Origin of the sequence: Luteirhabdus pelagi, assembly GCF_016827595.1 — a bacterium.
In the GTDB taxonomy this organism is placed as follows: Bacteria; Bacteroidota; Bacteroidia; order Flavobacteriales; family Flavobacteriaceae; genus Luteirhabdus; species Luteirhabdus pelagi.
This window is the reverse complement of record NZ_JAECMS010000002.1, coordinates 72,217-91,890: the sequence shown is the minus strand read 5'-3', so window position 1 is coordinate 91,890 and position 19,674 is coordinate 72,217. Positions and strand designations below refer to the sequence as shown.

The 19,674-nt window shown below is 42.3% G+C and carries 17 protein-coding genes; 3 read left to right on the top strand and 14 right to left on the bottom strand.

What is annotated here, in order from left to right:
- Positions 1-36 precede the first annotated feature (36 nt).
- A complete protein-coding gene (gene atpD, locus I4Q58_RS05185; protein WP_203294523.1) occupies positions 37-1,542 on the top strand; it encodes a F0F1 ATP synthase subunit beta in 1,506 nt (501 codons plus the stop codon).
- Positions 1,543-1,619: 77 nt separating this feature from the next.
- A complete protein-coding gene (locus I4Q58_RS05180) occupies positions 1,620-1,895 on the top strand; it encodes a F0F1 ATP synthase subunit epsilon (protein ID WP_203294521.1) in 276 nt (91 codons plus the stop codon).
- A gap of 59 nt (positions 1,896-1,954) precedes the next feature.
- On the opposite strand, the gene nhaA is transcribed toward I4Q58_RS05180, so the two are convergent.
- The 9 genes from nhaA to pyrH form a co-directional block, all read right to left on the bottom strand.
- A complete protein-coding gene (gene nhaA, locus I4Q58_RS05175; RefSeq protein WP_203294520.1) occupies positions 1,955-3,274 on the bottom strand; it encodes a Na+/H+ antiporter NhaA in 1,320 nt (439 codons plus the stop codon).
- Between the two features lie 23 nt (positions 3,275-3,297).
- Positions 3,298-3,726, bottom strand: coding sequence for an MgtC/SapB family protein (locus I4Q58_RS05170; RefSeq protein WP_203294517.1), 429 nt, complete (start codon positions 3,724-3,726; stop codon positions 3,298-3,300).
- A 63-nt stretch (positions 3,727-3,789) separates the two neighbouring features.
- On the bottom strand, positions 3,790-3,996 hold the full coding sequence (locus I4Q58_RS05165) for a helix-turn-helix domain-containing protein (protein WP_203294515.1): 207 nt from the start codon (positions 3,994-3,996) through the stop codon (positions 3,790-3,792).
- 28 nt (positions 3,997-4,024) lie between these two features.
- Positions 4,025-4,513, bottom strand: a complete 489-nt coding sequence (locus I4Q58_RS05160) for a hypothetical protein (protein ID WP_203294514.1) — start codon at positions 4,511-4,513, stop codon at positions 4,025-4,027.
- A 125-nt stretch (positions 4,514-4,638) separates the two neighbouring features.
- Positions 4,639-6,081, bottom strand: a complete 1,443-nt coding sequence (asnS, locus tag I4Q58_RS05155) for an asparagine--tRNA ligase (RefSeq protein ID WP_394369328.1) — start codon at positions 6,079-6,081, stop codon at positions 4,639-4,641.
- A 127-nt stretch (positions 6,082-6,208) separates the two neighbouring features.
- On the bottom strand, positions 6,209-8,635 hold the full coding sequence (locus tag I4Q58_RS05150) for an efflux RND transporter permease subunit (RefSeq protein ID WP_203294509.1): 2,427 nt from the start codon (positions 8,633-8,635) through the stop codon (positions 6,209-6,211).
- 70 nt (positions 8,636-8,705) lie between these two features.
- Positions 8,706-9,971 carry a hypothetical protein gene (locus I4Q58_RS05145; protein ID WP_203294507.1) on the bottom strand — a complete coding sequence of 422 codons (1,266 nt, stop codon included), beginning with the start codon at positions 9,969-9,971 and terminating at the stop codon, positions 8,706-8,708.
- A gap of 88 nt (positions 9,972-10,059) precedes the next feature.
- On the bottom strand, positions 10,060-10,614 hold the full coding sequence (gene frr / locus I4Q58_RS05140) for a ribosome recycling factor (RefSeq protein WP_203294505.1): 555 nt from the start codon (positions 10,612-10,614) through the stop codon (positions 10,060-10,062).
- Between the two features lie 46 nt (positions 10,615-10,660).
- Positions 10,661-11,368, bottom strand: coding sequence for a UMP kinase (gene pyrH, locus I4Q58_RS05135; protein ID WP_203294503.1), 708 nt, complete (start codon positions 11,366-11,368; stop codon positions 10,661-10,663).
- 227 nt (positions 11,369-11,595) lie between these two features.
- On the opposite strand from pyrH, the gene I4Q58_RS05130 reads away from it, so the two are divergent.
- Positions 11,596-12,987: a S1C family serine protease gene (locus I4Q58_RS05130; protein WP_203294501.1), complete on the top strand. Its 1,392-nt coding sequence runs from the start codon at positions 11,596-11,598 to the stop codon at positions 12,985-12,987.
- Positions 12,988-13,036: 49 nt separating this feature from the next.
- Here the strand turns inward: I4Q58_RS05130 and tsf are convergent, their stop codons facing one another.
- From tsf to I4Q58_RS05105, 5 genes are all read right to left on the bottom strand, one after another.
- Positions 13,037-13,864 carry a translation elongation factor Ts gene (gene tsf / locus I4Q58_RS05125; RefSeq protein ID WP_203294499.1) on the bottom strand — a complete coding sequence of 276 codons (828 nt, stop codon included), beginning with the start codon at positions 13,862-13,864 and terminating at the stop codon, positions 13,037-13,039.
- Positions 13,865-13,957: 93 nt separating this feature from the next.
- Complete coding sequence (gene rpsB, locus I4Q58_RS05120; RefSeq protein WP_203294497.1) at positions 13,958-14,878, bottom strand: 30S ribosomal protein S2; 921 nt, start codon at positions 14,876-14,878, stop codon at positions 13,958-13,960.
- Positions 14,879-15,135: 257 nt separating this feature from the next.
- A complete protein-coding gene (rpsI, locus tag I4Q58_RS05115) occupies positions 15,136-15,522 on the bottom strand; it encodes a 30S ribosomal protein S9 (RefSeq protein WP_203294495.1) in 387 nt (128 codons plus the stop codon).
- Between the two features lie 7 nt (positions 15,523-15,529).
- Entirely contained in the window at positions 15,530-15,979 is a 450-nt protein-coding gene (rplM, locus tag I4Q58_RS05110; RefSeq protein ID WP_317194046.1) for a 50S ribosomal protein L13, read from the bottom strand.
- A 141-nt stretch (positions 15,980-16,120) separates the two neighbouring features.
- Positions 16,121-19,576 (bottom strand): pyruvate carboxylase, encoded by a 3,456-nt coding sequence (locus I4Q58_RS05105; protein ID WP_203294492.1) that lies wholly within the window; start codon positions 19,574-19,576, stop codon positions 16,121-16,123.
- Positions 19,577-19,674 lie beyond the last annotated feature (98 nt).

Genomic DNA, 19,674 nt, shown 5'->3' with positions numbered 1-19,674 from the left:
GCCTCCTAACAGTACTAAAAAATAAACACTTATATAATGTCACAAGTTACAGGAAAAGTTGCACAGATTATTGGCCCTGTGGTAGACGTAGCGTTTGCTAACGATGCCGAGCTTCCTAAGATCTATGATAGTTTGGAAGTTGAATTCAACGGTACCACGTTGGTACTGGAAGTACAATCGCACATTGGTGAAAATACCGTTCGAACCATTTCTATGGATTCTACCGACGGACTGAGCCGAGGTGTAGATGCTGTTGCAACCGGAGCTCCTATTCAAATGCCGATTGGTGAAGATGTTTACGGTCGTTTGTTCAATGTAATTGGAGATGCAATCGACGGTATCGGAAACCTTCCCAAGGAAGGCGAGAATGGATTGCCGATTCACCGTGAAGCACCAAAATTCGAGGATCTTTCTACTTCTACCGAAGTATTGTTTACGGGTATTAAGGTAATCGACCTTATCGAGCCGTATGCAAAGGGTGGTAAGATTGGTCTTTTCGGTGGTGCCGGTGTAGGTAAAACCGTATTGATTCAGGAGTTGATTAACAACATTGCGAAAGGTCATGGTGGTCTTTCGGTATTCGCTGGAGTAGGAGAGCGTACTCGTGAGGGGAACGACTTGCTTCGTGAGATGTTGGAATCTGGCATTATTAAATATGGTGAAGGCTTCTTGCACTCGATGGAAGAAGGTGGATGGGACTTGACGAAAGTAGACAAGTCGGCCATGAAAGAAAGTAAAGCAACCTTTGTGTTCGGTCAGATGAACGAACCACCTGGAGCACGTGCACGTGTTGCCTTGTCTGGATTAACAATCGCTGAGTATTTCCGTGACGGAGCAGGCGACGGACAAGGAAAAGATGTACTGTTCTTTGTCGACAATATTTTCCGATTTACCCAGGCAGGTTCTGAGGTATCGGCACTACTAGGACGTATGCCTTCTGCGGTAGGATACCAACCAACCCTGGCAACAGAGATGGGTGCGATGCAGGAGCGTATTACTTCTACGAAAAAAGGATCTATTACTTCGGTACAGGCAGTATATGTACCTGCGGATGACCTTACCGACCCGGCACCGGCAACAACCTTTGCCCACTTGGATGCCACTACGGTATTGTCTCGTAAAATTGCCGAGCTTGGTATTTATCCTGCGGTGGATCCATTGGATTCCACTTCTCGTATCCTTACAGAAGACATTCTAGGAAAAGAACACTATGCTTGTGCACAGCGCGTAAAAGAGCTGTTACAGCGATATAAAGAACTTCAGGATATTATTGCCATCCTTGGTATGGAAGAACTTTCTGAAGAAGATAAGCTAGCCGTACGTCGTGCACGTCGTGTACAGCGTTTCTTATCGCAACCGTTCCATGTAGCGGAGCAGTTTACAGGTATTCCTGGAGTATTGGTAGATATCAAGGAAACAATCAAAGGTTTCAACATGATTATGGATGGTGAATTGGATCATCTTCCAGAAGCTGCCTTTAACTTGAAAGGAACGATCGAAGAAGCGATCGAAGCTGGTGAGAAAATGCTTGCAGAAGCGTAAAAAACTAGTTAAGAGTCTGGAGTTTGGAGTTCAGAGTGACTCGTAACTCATATACTCATAACTCATAACTTGTATATATGTATTTAGAAATCGTAACCCCAGAAGCATCTTTAGTGAGCGGCGAAGTAGATTCGGTAACCGTTCCCGGTGTGGAAGGCGAATTCCAAATGTTGAATAACCACGCACCTATAGTTTCGCTATTGGGTGAAGGGAAGGTGAAGTTTTCAGGAAACCCGACTATTGCTGAAGGATTTGAGAAGAAATTCACGAAAGAAGGCGATAAATGGGTGCTGCAAATTAGCAGTGGAACCTTGGAAATGAACAACAATAAAGCAATTGTATTGGCCGACTAAGCTGAGATTGCCATTCTAGAGTTAGTAAAAACCCATCGATTTCGATGGGTTTTTTGTTGTTAGTCTGGTCGTGCTGCTTTTTGCTGTTCCTTTCGTTTCAGTTGATATTTAAGAATGAAATAACCTAGCACACCGGCTACTATGGTTCCGACTAGAATACCAATTTTAGAAGAGGTGAGTAGGTCGTTGGATCGGAAGGCCAATTCTGCAATAAAGAGCGACATGGTAAACCCAACGCCTCCAAGGAATCCGACGCCTATAATTTCACGGAAGCCGATACCGGTAGGCAGATCAGCAATTTTAAGCTTATACGCGAAATAGCTAAATGAGGCGATTCCGATTACTTTTCCTGCCACAAGGGCAATTGCAATCTGTGAAATTAAGTGTGTTTGACTCAACGAATCCAAATTGATTGTGATACCTGCGTTTGCCAAGGCAAAGATGGGCATAATAACAATGGTAACCCAGCCACTCAGTCCGTGCTCCAATTGCTGCATGGGCGATTGTACGCGATCTGTAATTACATTAATTTGATCTACTGCTTCTTGTTGCTTATCGGAAAGAATAACCCTTCGAGGCTCTGTTTTTTGAAAGATATTGACCGATTTCCGTATTTCCTGGAAAAAATTGTCCAAATCGACACTACGGGTGGCTGGAATCACCATTGCTATAAGTACGCCGGCGATGGTCGGGTGAATGCCTGATTTCAGAAAGAGTATCCATATGGCGATGGAGCTGATCAGCAGTAAGTATTTTGAGTGAAATTTTTTATAGGCCAAAAAGCCTAAGAAAAGCAGAATGGCCAAAGCGATACCTAGATATAAAAAGTGCATGCCGTGGCTATAAAAGAAGGCGATAACCAAAATAGCACCAATATCATCGATGATGGCGAAGGCGGTTAAGAAGATTTTTAGGCTTAAGGGCACTCGCTTTCCCAATAAGTTAAGAATCCCCAATGAGAAGGCGATATCGGTGGCCATAGGAATCCCCCAACCGGCCGTACCGCGCTCTTGGTCATGTAAGATGAAGAATATAGCGATGGGAACGATTATGCCGCCTAGCGCCGCAAAAACAGGCATGGTTGCTTTTCGCATGGATGTAAGTTCGCCATCAAGGATTTCTCGTTTTATCTCCAATCCGACATAAAAGAAAAAGATGGTCATTAGTCCATCATTAATCCATAGGTATAGCGGTTTTGAAATAATAAAATCGGTTTCTGAAAAACCGATGGAGAATGTTTCGTTGAAGAAGGAGTGATAGCTTTCTTGCCAGGGGGAATTCGCCCAGACCAGGGCAATTATGGTAAAAAGCAATAATATAAAACTACCGGCGGTAGATTTGTTTATAAAGGACTCTACAGGATTTTTGCTTATTTTCAATCTAGGTGTTTTTTAAACTACAGTTAGCTTTCGTTTTTGTTTATTCGTTTATCGATATGGCCGAAAATGTAATTTATAATAACGACCACTATAGTTAGAATGCCTAGTTCCCAATACATTCCCATACTAGCCACACAACCAGCGGCAGCACTGCACCAAATGGTGGCCGCAGTGGTAATCCCTTTCACGGTATTGCTTTCCTCTTTCTTGAGAATGGTACCCGCACCGATAAATCCGATTCCGACTACCACTTGTCCTAATACCCGCGTAATGTCTACGTGTTTTTCGCCATAGAATTGTAGTGAAATCATGACAAATACCGCAGCACCAATGGCGACAAGCATATTTGTTTTTAACCCGGCTTCCTTGTCCTTCCATTCCCGTTCTAAACCGATGAGAAGCCCTGCTAGAGTAGCAGCTCCCAATCGTATCGCGAACTCATAGACTTCCATGGAATTATGAATTTATGCTAAGGTAGCAAAAGCCTATAGGAAATTCTGTTAAAGGGGTATTAATCAATAGTTGGAGTACTTCAGAATTTCCCCAGGTTGACAATCCAATGCCTCACAAATAGCATCCAATGTAGAAAACCTAACAGCTTTTGCGCGCCCAGAACGAAGAATGGACAGGTTTGCTTCCGTTATTCCAATGGTTTGAGCTAATTCTTTGCTTGTAGTATTTCTGGACTTTATGATTTCATCCAAATGAATTTGAATAGGCATGTTTACACTGTTAATTCGTTTTCTTCCTTTATATTTTTTCCTTGTTCCAGTGCATTGCTCTGTAACATAAAAATAAGCCTACAATCAATAGCAATAATGGAATCATAATATTAGTGCCATAGGTGAGTTTTATGTTGCCCTCCAACATATTGGCCACCCAAAAGAGACCATAACTTGCGGCCAAAAGACCGCCTGCAAATACGAAGCGATTCCCACACTTACGCAGTGGATGGATAATTTCATCCCTAAAAAAGTTTTCATGTAATAAGGCGTTGCCCGTTTTTTTCAATGCGAACAAACCCCAAAGAAAAACTAGGTAGGAGAGTAAGGATGTAGCAATGCCGATCCAATATACAGTAGGCAAGTTCTGAATGTTCTCAATCCCAGCGACCGGTACTTCAACGGTGTTTGTGCTAAAAACGCCAAAGGGAAGAATAAAAATAAAGCCTATAATTCCAATAGCGTGAATTATAAAAAACAAGTCGATTAAATTCTTAAGCAGAATATTCTTCTTCATATAATTATTGTTTATCAAATAATAAATATACAAAAATTATTGATAAACAGTAATTTTGGAGTAGTATTAAAAAAAATCTGCCAAAGTTTAAACTTGGCAGATTCAATAATATTCAAATATGTGGTCTAAAACTCTGCGTTTCCAGGGGTACGTGGATACGGTATCACATCCCGTATATTTCCCATTCCTGTTACGAACTGAACCAATCGCTCGAAACCAAGTCCGAAACCACTATGCACACAGGTGCCGAATTTACGAAGCTCCAAATACCACCAAAGTTCCTCTTCTGGGATATCCATGTCTTCCATTTTCTTTTTCAACACATCGTAGCGTTCCTCACGCTGCGAACCACCCACGATTTCCCCGATGCCCGGAAATAAAACATCCATGGCGCGTACGGTTTTTTCGTCTTCGTTCAACCGCATATAGAAGGCCTTTATCTTAGCTGGATAATCGAATAGGATTACAGGACATTTGAAGTGTTTTTCAACCAGATAGCGTTCGTGCTCGCTTTGAAGGTCGGCGCCCCATTCATCGATTAGATAGTTGAATTTTTTCTTTTTATTTGGCTTACTATTGCGAAGAATTTCGATGGCTTCCGTGTACGTCACTCGCTTGAAATTATTCTCTAATACAAACTTTAACTTTTCGCGCAAAGCCATATCGCTACGCTCGTTTTGAGGCTTTCGTTTTTCTTCATCCAACAGTCGGTTCTCCAAAAACTCAAGATCATCGGCACAATGCTCCAAGGCATATTTCAACACATGCTTGATAAAGTCTTCAGCCAAATCCATATTTCCGTCCAAGTCGCAGAAGGCGACCTCCGGTTCAATCATCCAGAATTCGGCTAGGTGACGCGACGTATTGCTGTTCTCCGCTCGAAAGGTAGGTCCGAACGTATAGACCTTTCCAAGCCCCATTGCATAGGTCTCCGCTTCTAACTGACCGCTTACCGTAAGGTTGGTTTCCTTTCCGAAAAAATCTTCTTCATAATTAAAGGTGCCATCTTCCTTTTTAGGTGAATTTTCATTGAAGGTAGTCACCTTAAACATTTCACCCGCACCTTCCGCGTCGCTGCCGGTAATAATGGGCGAATGCATATAGTAAAAGTTGTTCTTCTGAAAGTAATCGTGAATGGCAAAGGCCAATTTGCTTCGTGTTCGCATTACCGCTCCGAAGGTGTTGGTTCGTACACGTAGATGCGCTTGTTCCCGAAGTTTTTCGAAGGTGTGTCGCTTTGGCGAAAGGATTGTTTTCTTTACGTCCTCGGTATCGGCATCGCCCAAAACGGTGACTTCCTTAACTTCTACTTCAACTGCTTGACCGTGCCCTTGGCTCTCCACCAACACGCCTGTTACTTCAATAGCCGCTCCAACAGTGATACGTTTCATCGTATGCTCATCAAAATTTTCAAAATCGATGACACATTGAAGGTTCTTGATAGTAGATCCGTCGTTTAAGGCGATAAAACGATTGCTTCTAAAGGCGCGTACCCAACCGCGAACGGTTATTTCGTGCAAGGAAGGTTCCTTCGTTAGGGCAGTAGCTATTTCGGTATGCGGTTGCATCATGGTTTTTTCATTTAAAACTGAGGTTTGCCTTCATTGTAAAAGAGTCGCACCCCAATGTTTATGAGGGTCAAATATAATTTTTTAATGGGGAATTGACAACGGAAAGCCTACCGAGAAATCCGTCTTATTTTGAAGTGCGATTTTTTTCTTCCTGCTCCGATTCATCATCGGCATCAATTTCCTCAGGGATAATCCGTAACGCAGGTTTCTTGAAAGTCGCTTTATTGGCGATTTCTTTCTCTAGCGATAATAGCAAAGCAGGTAATAGCAACAAGTTTGCAAGCATTGCAAATAACAAGGTTGCCGATACCAAGGCGCCCAACGCTACGGTGCCGCCAAAACTTGAAATGGTAAAGACTGAAAAGCCGAAAAATAATACGATAGACGTATAGAACATACTTACGCCTGTTTCACGAAGGGCAGCATAGACCGATTTTTTCACCCGCCAATTATTTGCCATTAATTCTTGTCGGTATTTCGCTAAAAAGTGAATGGTATCGTCGACCGAAATACCAAAGGCAATGCTAAACACCAAAATAGTGGAAGGCTTAATTGGCACCCCGATAAAGCCCATCAGTCCGGCGGTAATAATCAGCGGCAATAAGTTTGGGAGTAACGATATTAAAATCATTTTAAAACTTCGGAACATCCATGCCATAAACAGAGCGATAAGTAAAATGGCAAGCGATAGTGAGATGACCAGGTTGGTGACTAAATATTTTGTTCCTTTTTGAAATACGAGTGCCTTACCCGTTAGCGTCACCTCATAGCGTTCCGAAGGGAAGATCTTTTCAATCTCTTCCTTGATATTTTCCTCTATCCGTTCATAGCGTTCCGTTTCCGTATCCTTCATGTAGGTGGTGATACGGGCAAACTGACCGGTGCTGTCCACATAGCTATTCAATAAATCGGTATCGGCACCGCTATTTTTCGCGTAGGATAGGATAAAGGTCCGTTCTTGGCTATTTGGGAGTTGGTAATAATCTGGATTGCCATTGTAATAGGCCTGTTTCGAATACTTCACCAATTCGGCTACTGAAATCGGTTTGGCAAGCTCTGGAATCTCCTCTAAATACTCCTGAAGGCGATCCATTCGCTTTAAAGTTGCCAACTTCATCACACCTTTTTTCCGTTTGGTATCGACTAGGATTTCCAACGGCATGATGCCTTCATATTCTTTTTCAAAGAAGCGGATATCTTTGAAGAATTCAGCTTTCTTCGGCATGTCTTCAATAATGCTCCCGGAAATACGAATGTTGTAAATACCGATGATACCACCACAAAGCAAGCAAATGGAAGCGATGAAAATTGCGATACGGTGTTCCTTCACCATACGTTCCATCCAATCGACAAAACTTCCAATCCATCGTTTGTTCAAGTGTTTTAAGTGCTTGTACTTCGGAATCGCCATATAGCTGTAGACGATCGGAATGATGAAAAGACTTAACAGAAAGATCGCGATGATGTTGATAGAGGCAACGATACCGAATTCCTTTAGCAACTGACTGTTGGTAAGGATGAAGGTTGCAAATCCTGAAGCGGTCGTTACATTCGTCATTAGGGTTGCGTTTCCAACCTTTGTGATAACGCGCTGCAGTGATTTTGCCTGATTTCCGTGGCGTTTTATCTCCTGTTGATATTTGTTGATAAGAAAAATACAATTCGGAATACCGATGACGATGATTAGCGGAGGAATCAAGGCCGTTAATACAGTAATTTCATAGTGAAGCAATCCCAGAATTCCGAAAGCCCACATCACGCCAATAATTACGGTAACCATCGAAATGATGGTCGCGCGAACACTTCTAAAGAAGAAGAAAAAGATAAGGGAAGTGACGAGTAGCGCAGCACCGATAAACAAGCCAATCTCGTCGATGATATTTTTTGAATTCAGCGTTCGAATATACGGCATTCCTGAGGTGTGAACGGTAATACCTGTTTCCGCTTCGAAGCGATCGATCTGCGGAATTAAGTCTTCTAAAATGAAATCTTTCCGAGCAGCGGTGTTGACGATATCTTTTTTGAGATATACTGCAGTTCGGACCGAAGTTTCATCAGGATTATAGACCAAACCTTCATAAAAGGGTTGTTTTTTAAACAGTTGTTCCTTAAAGTTTTCAATGCCTTTTTGGGAAGTAATAGAATCTTCCAACAAGGGCTTCATTTCAAAACCTACGGTATCTTCACGCTTTGCGAGCTGTTGAAGATTCCCAAGGGAAAGCGTCATCGCTACTTCATCATATTGTTGAAGCTGAGATGCTAGGGCATTCCACTTATTGAAGTTTTTTGGGGTGAAGAGCGCGCTATCCTTCACCCCAATAACGATGAGGTTTCCTTCTTCCCCAAACTTTTGAAGGAACTGATTGTATTGAAGGTTTATTTCATGATCGTCGGGCAGAAGATTGGCTTCGGTATAGGTAAACCGCATGTTTTTCCACTGTAGGCCAAAAAAAACGGTCACTGCAGCAATGGCAATAAGAATAAAAAGTCTATTCCGTAAAATAAACCGCGCCACTGCACTCCAAAAACCGATACTGAAAAGTTTATCCAAACCCCTAATTTTGCGGCGCAAAGGTACGGAATCCCCTAAAGGCTTTCATGGTTTCCCTATCTTTTTATTCCTAAACTTTCAGGTAGAAGGTGAATTTGAAAGAGATGTTATCCTCGAAGTCGGGTAAGTTGTAAAATCCATAGCGATAGGCGAAACTTAAGCCGAATCCAAAGAACAGCTTATTCAATTCGAAACCGGATTCCGAATACAACTGATCGAGGGTGTTGAAGGTAACGCCCAAGTGCTTATTAGTATCGTCCATGTTACCCAAGGCGTGACGTGTAATCAACACCAATTCGGGTTTAAAGCGTTCTGAAAACTTAAAGCGGCGAAGGCTGTGTTTCACTTGGAAAGTGACTAACTTATCGGAAAAGAATTCGCCGAAGTACATGGTTTCGAAACTTTGCCGTCCGGCTACCGAAAAGCGTTGTAAAATTTGATCCTTTGTCGGACTGTTGGGGTATGCGTGAAAAAGATGGGTTAACGGAACGTCGCCAAGCGCATATTTTCCCTCCAATAAGAAATTGGTAGAGGAGAGGTCGGTTCGTTTAATGTAGTAATCCAATTTCAGCCCGAACTTGGTATAGTTAAAATCGCTTCGGGTGATACCAGAAAATCCTTGTGTTACTTGCGCACTGATTTTAGGAAAGCCATCGAAGTATTCGATTCGGCCATCTTTGGTAGTGATGAAATCTGTTTTCGGACTTATTCTGAACGAAGCAGTTGCTTCGGCAATTTCATAGGAATCGTAAAGCGTGCCATCGTTTAAGTATTTATACGATAAGGTTTGCTCGATTCTACTTCTGGAGAAGCGGACTTCTGCCAATATTTTTTCGGCAAATTCGTGCTGTATATTCGTTTGCCAGGTTCGGTGTTTGAAGAACTGGGTAACGTTTACCAAGCGCGGTTCAAAAACAGAATATACCCTAGAGTCGGTAAGATAGGCAAAGGATCCTACCTCTCGAATATCGTCGATATAGTAAAGATTAATCCACGTCTTATAATCTTTGTTCACGCGAACACTTCCGCCCAAACTAAACTTGATATCACGATCTTTGAAACCGCGTGCAAAATAGCCGCCGAATTTATAGCGCTCGAAGAGCTTGTCGTTGGTTACGCCGCCAATACCTAAACGAATTCCCTCGTAGTTGTTATACTTGATGAGGTAACGCATATCCACATCGAAAAAACCAATGGGATAGAAGCCTGTTTGAAAGGGGTTGTCTTTTTTCTCTTCGCGGGTGGCGGTAGTGTCTTGCTCGGTTTCTATTGTGGGAACCTGTGCGAAGCTATTGATCGCCATGAGGAAAACGAACAAAACGAACAAGTGACGCATAGAAGGGCTGCAGATTTTGAAGGTAAAGATAAAAAGAAAGCGGCCTAAGGGCCGCCCGTTTGTATAATGTTTAACGAAAAAGAATGACCTATACCGTCATGATTTCCTTCTCTTTTTTCTCTAACATTTGTTCGATTTTTTCGATATGTGCATCGGTCATTGCCTGAATATCGATTTCAAGGTTTTTCTGAAGGTCTTCGGAAATTTCCAACTTTTTGATATCGTTATTGGCAACTTTTCGATCGTTTCGAACCCCAACCTTCGCTTCTTCAGCTTCCGCTTTCGCCTGTTTTACAAGATCTTTACGACGTTCTTCTGTCAATGGCGGTACATTAATGATGACGCTTTCACCATTGTTCTGTGGATTAAAGCCTAGGTTTGCTACTTGAATTCCCTTTTCAATTTCAGGGATCATCGATTTCTCCCATGGCTGAACACTAATCGTCATTCCGTCGGGCGTATTGATGTTTGCAACTTGTGTCAAAGGCGTCTCAGATCCATAGTAATTCACTTTTACACCATTTAACATTGAGGGAGAAGCTTTACCGGCACGAATATTTGCCAATTGTCTTTCTAAGTGTTTTATGGCCCTGTCCATTGCCTCTTTGGCTTCATCCAGAACCAATTGAATATCGTCTTCCATAGTTATTTCAATTTATGCACTCAAATTTCACGAATCGTGCCAACATTTACAAATTTACTTTTGTTCCAATTTTTTCACCGGAAACCACTTTGAACAAATTGCCTTTGGTATTCATGTCGAATACGATGATGGGCAACTGATTTTCCTGACTTAAAGTGAAGGCGGTAGTGTCCATAACCTTCAGGCCTTTTTTCAAAACATCTTCAAAGGTAATATAGTCGAATTTCGTAGCTGCCTTGTCTTTTTCCGGATCGCTCGTGTAGATTCCATCAACACGCGTTCCCTTCAAAATTACATCGGCATTTATTTCAATTGCGCGAAGAACCGCTGCACTATCGGTGGTGAAGTATGGATTACCCGTTCCACCACCAAAAATAACCACACGTCCTTTTTCCAAATGGCGAATCGCTTTTCTTCTGATGAAGGGTTCTGCTACTTCGTTGATTTTTACGGCACTTTGCAAACGGGTTGGTACCTCTTCGTTTTCTAAGGCGCTCTGCAGTGCTAAACCGTTGATCACCGTAGCCAACATTCCCATATGGTCGCCTTGTACACGGTCCATACCGCGACTGGCACCTGCGACTCCCCTAAAAATATTTCCGCCACCGATTACGATGGCAACTTCTACGCCTTTTTCAGTAATGCCCTTAATTTCTTGCGCATATTCCTGAAGGCGTTGTGGATCGATTCCATACTGACGATTGCCCATTAAGGCCTCGCCTGATAGTTTTAGGAGAATTCGTTTGTAAATCATGGAGTTTGTAATGGTATTGAATTGAGAATGCTGATGCAAAAGTAAGCAAAAGTGAATTTTAATGCAGAATTAATGAAGACTTTACCAAAATTCTATTTTAATGCCTTTCGTTGCTCTTATAAAACTGATGCTTAACCGATTAGTAGCTGTTTTTCGAACAGGTTTTGAAAACTATTCCTATTTTTAAGGAATCAATCGCTTGTAATTCCCTCTTTTCCAATTTTGATATGAAGAAACTTACCCTTGTGTTCAGCATTTTTGTTTTGGTGATATCTTCCTGCGGGGAGGCGGGACTCGACACTAAACTGATTGCCTCTCAATACTACCAGGGCGTCGTTAAGATTCTATTGATTGATCCAGAATTAGAAAAAGAGGGTGAAGGTAAAGGTTTAGTAGAAAGGGGTTCTGGTTTTATTGTAACGGAGGATGGGTATTTGTTTACGAATAAACATGTCGTAGAAAAATGTGTCAAAGGATATCTCAATTATTCCTTTAAACATACTGACGGAAAGGCATACACTGCAATCGAGACGTATTCAGAAGAATTGACGAAGGATAAAAGTTTAGTTTCGGTGCGTCGGACAGGTTACACAGAGCCATATATTCAAGTATTTCACGGTCGAGGAGAGAACGATTATAAACTTTACAAGGCGGAAGTAATAGCGCTAGGCGATGGTGGGTACGATGGAGCAATGTTAAAAATTGTGAGTGACGATAAAGGAAATCCTATACGCACGAGATTTAAGCCTGTGCCATTAGACAATGCCGATAAAATTCGACAAGGGGAACAATTGTGCGTTTATGGTTTCCCTATGAATTACGATGGAGCTGCCGATTGGATGATGCGCGATTTAAGCACACTAAGTATTGGAATTATGAGTGGCTACGACTATGTGATGAATCCCGACTACGGCTACATCAAAACAGATGCTGAAATTCATCCTGGTAACAGCGGTGGGCCTGTTTTTAATGAAAACAATAAGGTAGTGGGCATTGCTACCGCCAAGGGAAACAAAACTGGTATTGGATTAATTGGAGGCATTAATGGCATGTATTTTATTTCTGCTTTAGACAACAAAGCACATAAACAATTGGTAGATGCTGGCTTAACATTTCCAGAAAGAGCTTCTTCCATTAATACGATTCCTGGTACGAAACAAAAAATTAAATCTGCCTTTGCCATCAATTTAGACATCGCGTTACGCAAGCCAAAGAAGCCCAAGGAAACATATAGGCCTACTACGAGTTATAGTTTTGCTAGCATGTATTTTGCTGTATTTTCAACGGCGGATAATGGCGGCAAATTTCCTTCAGCTGAGGAACGAAAACATACTCGATTTAGAATTAATCCGGCAGTGGGAGCGAATAAAATATGGATATATGTAAGTAACGGATTAAAAAGATTAGGAACTAAACGTTTCAAGGTAAACGTACACCGAAAGACAAAATCTGGACAATATTCTTATTACACAAGCTTTTATGTTAACGATGTTCCAGAGAATAGTTACATCACTCATTTCCCGTATAAGTTTCCAGTAATTGGGGACTATAAAATTAGCGTTTATTCAGAAGAAGGGAAATACATTACTTCAAAAGCAATTACGTTAATACAAAAATAAAAAGGCCGCTACATGAGCGACCTTTTCAATTCTGTTTCGACAAGAAGTATTATCCTTCTAGCGCTACGCGCTCGAAAGCTACTACAGATACATCTTTTCCTAGTGTTTGCACATAGTCGGAAACGCTCTGCTTGTTATCTTTAATAAATGCTTGGTTTACCAAGGTGTTGTCCTTAAAGAAACGGTTCAATTTACCTTTTGCAATCTTGTCCAACATTTCTTCAGGCTTTCCTTCTTCACGAAGCTGATCTTTCGCAATCTCGATTTCCTTATCGATTGTTTCCTGATCTACGCCCTCTTCATTCAAAGCAACTGGGTTCATGGCAGCAGCTTGCATAGAAACGTCTTTCGCTACTTCTTCAGCGCCGTCTACATCTTTAGACAAACCTGTAAGAACGGCAATCTTGTTTCCAGCGTGGATATACGATCCTACGAAAGGAGCTTCCAATGTCTTAAAGGCTCCAATCTCTAGTTTTTCACCGATAACACCTGTTTGCTCGGTCAATTTTTCCTGAACGGTCATTCCGTTGAAGTCTGCATTTAAGAATGCATCCTTAGAATCATAATTCAACGCCATTCCAGCAAAATCGTGCGCTAATTTTACGAAGTCGTCATTTTTAGCAACGAAGTCGGTTTCGCAGTTAAGGGAAATGATAACACCTTTTTTGTTATCGTCATTCACCTTCGCGATAACTGCACCTTCGCTAGACTCGCGGTCTGCACGTTTCGCTGCGATTTTTTGACCTTTCTTACGAAGGATTTCAATCGCTGTGTCAAAATCACCATCGGCTTCAACCAAGGCCTTTTTACAGTCCATCATTCCGGCACCGGTGGTTTTACGTAGTTTATTTACTTCTGCGGCGGTTATTTTAGCCATCTCTTTTGGTTTTTATAGAATTATGTAAAAGGTCGTTCAATGTACTTCTAGAGAAGTGTGCCAAACGACCTTTTCATTTAAAAAAATCGTTATTTATTCTTCTTCCTTTGTTGCTTTCTCCAACGTTTCTTCTTTCGACTCCAACTTCACAGGCTTCTTAGCCTCTTTCATGTCTTTTTTGTCTTCTTTGTCGGTAGAAGGAACTTCGGTCTCTAGCTTTTCAGCAGCACGTGTCTTTCCTTTAGACTCTTTCTCCTTTTTGGATTTCTTTTCCTTTTTTGGAGCATTGTCATCATCACCTTCGTTCTTGCTGTCCTTGTTCGACTTACGCTCTTTTAAGCCTTCGATAACCGCTTCGGAAACGTGTCCAACGATTTTTTCGATCGACTTAGACGCATCGTCATTAGATGGAATTGGGAAATCGATATCACGAGGATCGCTGTTGGTATCGACCATAGCGAAGATTGGGATATTCAATTTTTGTGCTTCCTTTACAGCAATGTGCTCACGTGTCGTATCTACGATGAAAAGCGCTCCTGGAAGACGGCTCATGTCGCTGATAGAACCTAAGTTCTTCTCAAGCTTTGCTCGAAGACGGTCTACTTGCAAACGCTCCTTTTTCGAAAGCGTGTTGAAGGTTCCGTCTTTCTTCATACGGTCGATAGAAGCCATTTTCTTAACAGCTTTACGGATGGTAACGAAGTTGGTTAACATACCACCTGGCCAACGCTCAGTGATATACGGCATGTTTGCATTGCCTGCTTTATCCGCAACGATATCTTTTGCTTGCTTTTTGGTAGCAACGAAAAGAATCTTACGTCCACTAGCCGCAATTTTCTTCATTGCTTCGCTAGCTTCCTGAAGCTTTGCTTCGGTTTTGTAAAGGTTTATGATGTGGATTCCGTTACGCTCCATGTAGATATAGGGCGCCATGTTTGGATTCCATTTACGGGTTAGGTGGCCAAAGTGCACACCAGCGTCAAGGAGTCCCTTGACCATTTTGTTATCTGCCATTTTGTACTAGTTTACGTTCCTGTTTAGATAGCAACCTCCTTTTTTGATTTCGTCACCGCTAAGTGCTGAAATGCATAGGTGGTTTAGATGCTAAACTAATTGCAACCTTCTGGCGGAAGGCCGCTAACAGCTTGATTAATAAAAAAAATATAAGAACTTAAATGAGAGTCGTGCCGTACTTGTTACGGCACCGCTTTAAGGCAAGCACCTTGTAGGTTATAAGACCACAACAAGTGCGGCACGACCATCTGAAAATATTAACGTTTAGAGAACTGGAATTTCTTACGGGCTTTCTTCTGTCCGTATTTCTTACGCTCCACCATTCGTGGGTCACGTGTTAACAGTCCTTCTGGCTTTAAGATGCCACGATTTTCTTCGTTCAATTCGCACATCGCACGGGAAAGTGCTAGACGAATTGCCTCTGCCTGACCTGTAATTCCGCCTCCTATAACATTTACAGAAATGTCGAAATTCTTATCGTTTTCGGTCATTAGCATCGGTTGCTTTACCTTGTACTGAAGCATACCAGTGGTAAAGTATTTTTCCATTTCACGCTTGTTTACGGTAATGTTTCCTTTTCCTTCGGAAAGGTATACACGCGCAACAGCGGTTTTTCTTCTTCCTATTTTGTGAATTGTATCCATTTACTTACTACTGGTTAAGGTTAATGGTTTTTGGTTTTTGCGCTTCTTGGTCGTGCTCAGCTCCTGCATATACTTTTAGGTTTCTGAACATTTCCGCACCCAATTTATTCTTTGGCAACATTCCTTTGATGGCTTTTTCAACCAAACGGGTGGAGTCTTTTTCGAAAAGTTCTCTCGCGGTAAGGCTTCGCTGACCACCTGGATAACCAGTGTAACGAATGTATTCCTTCGAATCCCATTTTTTACCGGAAAGTTGAATTTTTTCAGCGTTTGTAACGATTACATTATCGCCACAATCTACGTGAGGGGTAAAGTTAGGCTTGTGCTTTCCGCGAAGCAATTTTGCTACTTCACTTGCAAGGCGTCCTAACGTTTGCCCATCGGCATCAACGTGCAACCACTCTTTGTTTACAGTTGCCTTATTGGCCGATACAGTTTTATAACTTAGTGTATCCACTTGTATTATTATTTTCCGTTGGCATTCACCTACCAACAGGTTAAACATTCCTTCTTTTTGGATAAATCGGGGTGCAAATGTACTATTATTTATTTGAATAACAAGCAGTGGGAATTTTATTTTTTCAATTGAAAAATCAGCTTATTCCCCCACCGTCATCACCAAATCACCCTTCATCACCATTGTGCCTGTCGGTAAATCGATGGAGGCTACTTTCCCTGCTTTGGAAGCGGTAACGGTCGTTTCCATTTTCATGGCTTCAATGACGAACAGTGGATCGTTTTCTTCCACCGTCTGACCTTTCTTCACCAATACCTTATATAACATTCCCTGAAGCGGTGCGCCATACTGACCGGGGCTTTCCGGATCGGCTTTGATGTGGGTCTCGGTCTTCGATTCGATGGAGCTATCCTTTATTTGGACAAATCTGTTCTCACCATTCACCGAAAAGAAAACCGTTCGCATGCCTTCATCGTTCGGAATACTTACCGATAGTAATTGTACACTAATGGTTTTTCCAGGTTCCAGTTCGATCATGGCCTCTTCGCGAAGCTTCATGCCGTAGAAAAATAGTTTGGTGGGTAGGATTGAAGTATTTCCGAATCGCTTGTACCGCTCATGGGCTTGCTCGAATACTCGAGGATATAAGCTAAACGACAGGAAATCTTCAAATTCGATCGGTCTGCTGAAGCCTTTCTGAAACTTTCGTTTAAAGGCCTTAAACTCGGTATCGAAATCGATGGGTTCTAAATGAGCGTTTGGTCTATCTGTATACGGTTCCACATTTTTCAAGATGATTTTTTGAAGCTTTTCTGGGAATCCGCCCAACGGTTGTCCTAAATCGCCTTTAAAAAAGCTGATGACCGATTCAGGAAAAGACAGCTCCTGTCCGCGTTCCATTACATCTTCAACCGTAAGATCATTCGTCACCATAAAAATGGCCATATCGCCTACGACTTTTGAGCTCGGAGTAACCTTTATCAGGTTTCCGAAGAGCTTGTTCACCTTCTCATACATCCGCGTCACCTCTAAAAAGCGATTGCCCAAACCGAGGGCTTCTGCCTGCGGACGTAAATTCGAATATTGGCCACCGGGAATTTCATGGCGATACACTTCGGCGGTTCCTGCTTTCAATCCGCTTTCAAACGGATAGTAATAATCGCGAACATCTTCCCAGTAATTTGAGAAGCGATTTAACTTCTCAATATCGAAATCATGGTAACGGTCGTGCGACTTCGTCATTTCCACCACCGAATTAAAATTCGGCTGCGAGGTTAAGCCCGATAATCCGCCCAAGGCGACATCCACCACATCCACGCCAGCTTCAATAGCCTTCATATAGGTAGCCGATTGGATAGAAGAAGTGTCATGCGTATGCAGGTGAAGCGGTACCGAAACCGTGTCTTTTAAGGCCGAAACCAACTCAGAAGCGGCATAGGGCTTCAACAAACCAGCCATATCCTTAATTGCGATGATGTGGGCACCCGCATTTTCAAGGTCTTTTGCCAATTGGGTATAATATTGAAGGGTATATTTTGTTTCATTCGTATCGAGGATATCACCCGTATAACTGATGGCGGCTTCCGCCAATCCACCTGTTTTAGTACGAACGTATTCCATACTTGGCGCCATGGCCTTCACCCAATTGAGCGAATCGAAAATACGGAAGATATCAACCCCGTTTTCCCAGGAGGTTTCCACGAACTTTTCAATTAAATTATCAGGATACGCCTTATAGCCAACACCATTGCTTCCGCGTAGTAGCATCTGGAATAGGATATTCGGAATGCGCTTTCGAAGTTCCCGCAGACGTGACCACGGACTTTCATTTAGAAATCGCATACACACATCGAAAGTAGCACCGCCCCACACTTCCATACTAAAAGTATTGGGATGGTTCTTTGCAAAACTCTCTGCTACTTTCACCATATCGTAGGTCCGCATACGGGTTGCCAACAGCGATTGGTGCGCATCGCGCATAGTGGTGTCGGTATAATGAATCTTTTTTTGCTTTTTCAACCATTTTGAAAATTCATCGGGGCCCAATTCGGTAAGTAAATCTTTGGTTCCTTTGGGATACTCACCATTAGGATTGAATTGAGGTACGGTTGGATTCCGAAATTTTCTATTTTCGTCGAACTCCTTCACATCTGGATTGCCGTTTACGATGACTTCCCCTAAATAGGTTGTGATTTTGGTTGTTCGGTCTTGCGATGGTTTTATATCGAATAGGGAAGGCGTATTTTGAATGAAGTTTACCGTTGCTTTTCCTTCTTTAAAGGTTTTATGTTGAATTACATTCTGAAGAAAATGAATATTGGTTTCCACCCCGCGAATTCTGAACTCCTTTAAGGCCCGAACCATTTTTCGCACCGCACCGTCCAAGGTGCGTCCATGGGCTGAAACCTTCACCAGCATCGAATCGAAGAACGGACTGACACTATAGGATTGGTAAATACTTCCCGCGTCCAGTCGAATGCCCATACCCGAGGCACTTCGGTAGGTGGTGATTGTACCATAATCTGGAGTAAAATTGTTGTTGGGGTCTTCGGTGGTAAGACGACATTGGAGGGCAAAACCGTAGGTTCGCAGGGATTCCTGATCGTATATCTTGATTTGCTTATCGGATAATTTGTACCCGCCAGCAATAAAAATCTGGCATTTTATAAGATCGATACCTGTTACCATTTCGGTAACCGTGTGTTCCACCTGGATTCTTGGATTTACTTCAATGAAGTAGACGTTATCCTTTGGGTCGACCAAAAACTCGACCGTTCCTACATTATTATAGTTTACCTCGTTGGCAATGGCAAGTGCGTATTTGTACAATTGCTGCTTCACACTATCGGAAACATTATAGGAAGGCGCTACCTCGACCACTTTTTGATGCCGTCGTTGTACCGAGCAGTCGCGTTCATATAAATGGCGAACGTTTCCGTGTGTATCGGCTACAATCTGAATTTCCAGGTGTTTGGGATCTTCCACATACTTTTCCAAAAACATGGTATCGTCGCCAAAGGCATTTCCCGCTTCACTTTTAGCCGATTCGAAGTTGTTCTTTAATTCCTCTTCATTGCGGACAATTCGCATCCCGCGTCCACCACCGCCGGAAGCAGCCTTCAACATAACAGGATAGCCAATTTCCTTGGCTTCCGAAAGGGCAGCTGAAAGGTCGGTTAAATCTTCTTTACTACTTTCAATGATAGGAACGTTACATTTCTTGGCGATTTTCTTGGCTTGAATTTTATCGCCTAAGGCATCCATCACTTCAGGATTGGGACCGATAAAAATGATATCGTTCTCGGCACATTTTCGGGCGAAGGTTGAGTTTTCAGAAAGAAACCCATACCCAGGGTGAATAGCATCCACATTTTTCGATTTTGCCAAGGCAATAATGGCATCCATATCGAGATACGGCTTCAAGGGTTCATCGTCGGCACCGATTTGATAGGCTTCATCGGCTTTATAACGGTGCTGCGAGTAGCGATCTTCGTAGGTGTATATGGCAACGGTTTGAAGATTGATCTCGGTGCAGGCACGAAAAACGCGGATGGCGATTTCACTACGGTTGGCGACTAGGACTTTCTTAATTTTCATGACGGGTTAGGAATTCAATATGATGAAACAGACTTTACCCCTTAAAGATACAATTCATTATGCATGCATAATAAAACAATCCTATCTTTTTCGTAAAG

Coding starts and splice junctions, on each gene's coding strand:
- atpD (WP_203294523.1), top strand. CDS start 37: ATGTCACAAGTTACAGGAAAAGTTGCACAGATTATTGGCCCTGTGGTA.
- I4Q58_RS05180 (WP_203294521.1), top strand. CDS start 1,620: ATGTATTTAGAAATCGTAACCCCAGAAGCATCTTTAGTGAGCGGCGAA.
- I4Q58_RS05170 (WP_203294517.1), bottom strand. CDS start 3,726: ATGGAAGTCTATGAGTTCGCGATACGATTGGGAGCTGCTACTCTAGCA.
- I4Q58_RS05165 (WP_203294515.1), bottom strand. CDS start 3,996: ATGCCTATTCAAATTCATTTGGATGAAATCATAAAGTCCAGAAATACT.
- I4Q58_RS05160 (WP_203294514.1), bottom strand. CDS start 4,513: ATGAAGAAGAATATTCTGCTTAAGAATTTAATCGACTTGTTTTTTATA.
- asnS (WP_394369328.1), bottom strand. CDS start 6,081: ATGCAACCGCATACCGAAATAGCTACTGCCCTAACGAAGGAACCTTCC.
- I4Q58_RS05145 (WP_203294507.1), bottom strand. CDS start 9,971: ATGCGTCACTTGTTCGTTTTGTTCGTTTTCCTCATGGCGATCAATAGC.
- frr (WP_203294505.1), bottom strand. CDS start 10,614: ATGGAAGACGATATTCAATTGGTTCTGGATGAAGCCAAAGAGGCAATG.
- pyrH (WP_203294503.1), bottom strand. CDS start 11,368: ATGATTTACAAACGAATTCTCCTAAAACTATCAGGCGAGGCCTTAATG.
- I4Q58_RS05130 (WP_203294501.1), top strand. CDS start 11,596: ATGAAGAAACTTACCCTTGTGTTCAGCATTTTTGTTTTGGTGATATCT.
- tsf (WP_203294499.1), bottom strand. CDS start 13,864: ATGGCTAAAATAACCGCCGCAGAAGTAAATAAACTACGTAAAACCACC.
- rpsB (WP_203294497.1), bottom strand. CDS start 14,878: ATGGCAGATAACAAAATGGTCAAGGGACTCCTTGACGCTGGTGTGCAC.
- rpsI (WP_203294495.1), bottom strand. CDS start 15,522: ATGGATACAATTCACAAAATAGGAAGAAGAAAAACCGCTGTTGCGCGT.
- I4Q58_RS05105 (WP_203294492.1), bottom strand. CDS start 19,576: ATGAAAATTAAGAAAGTCCTAGTCGCCAACCGTAGTGAAATCGCCATC.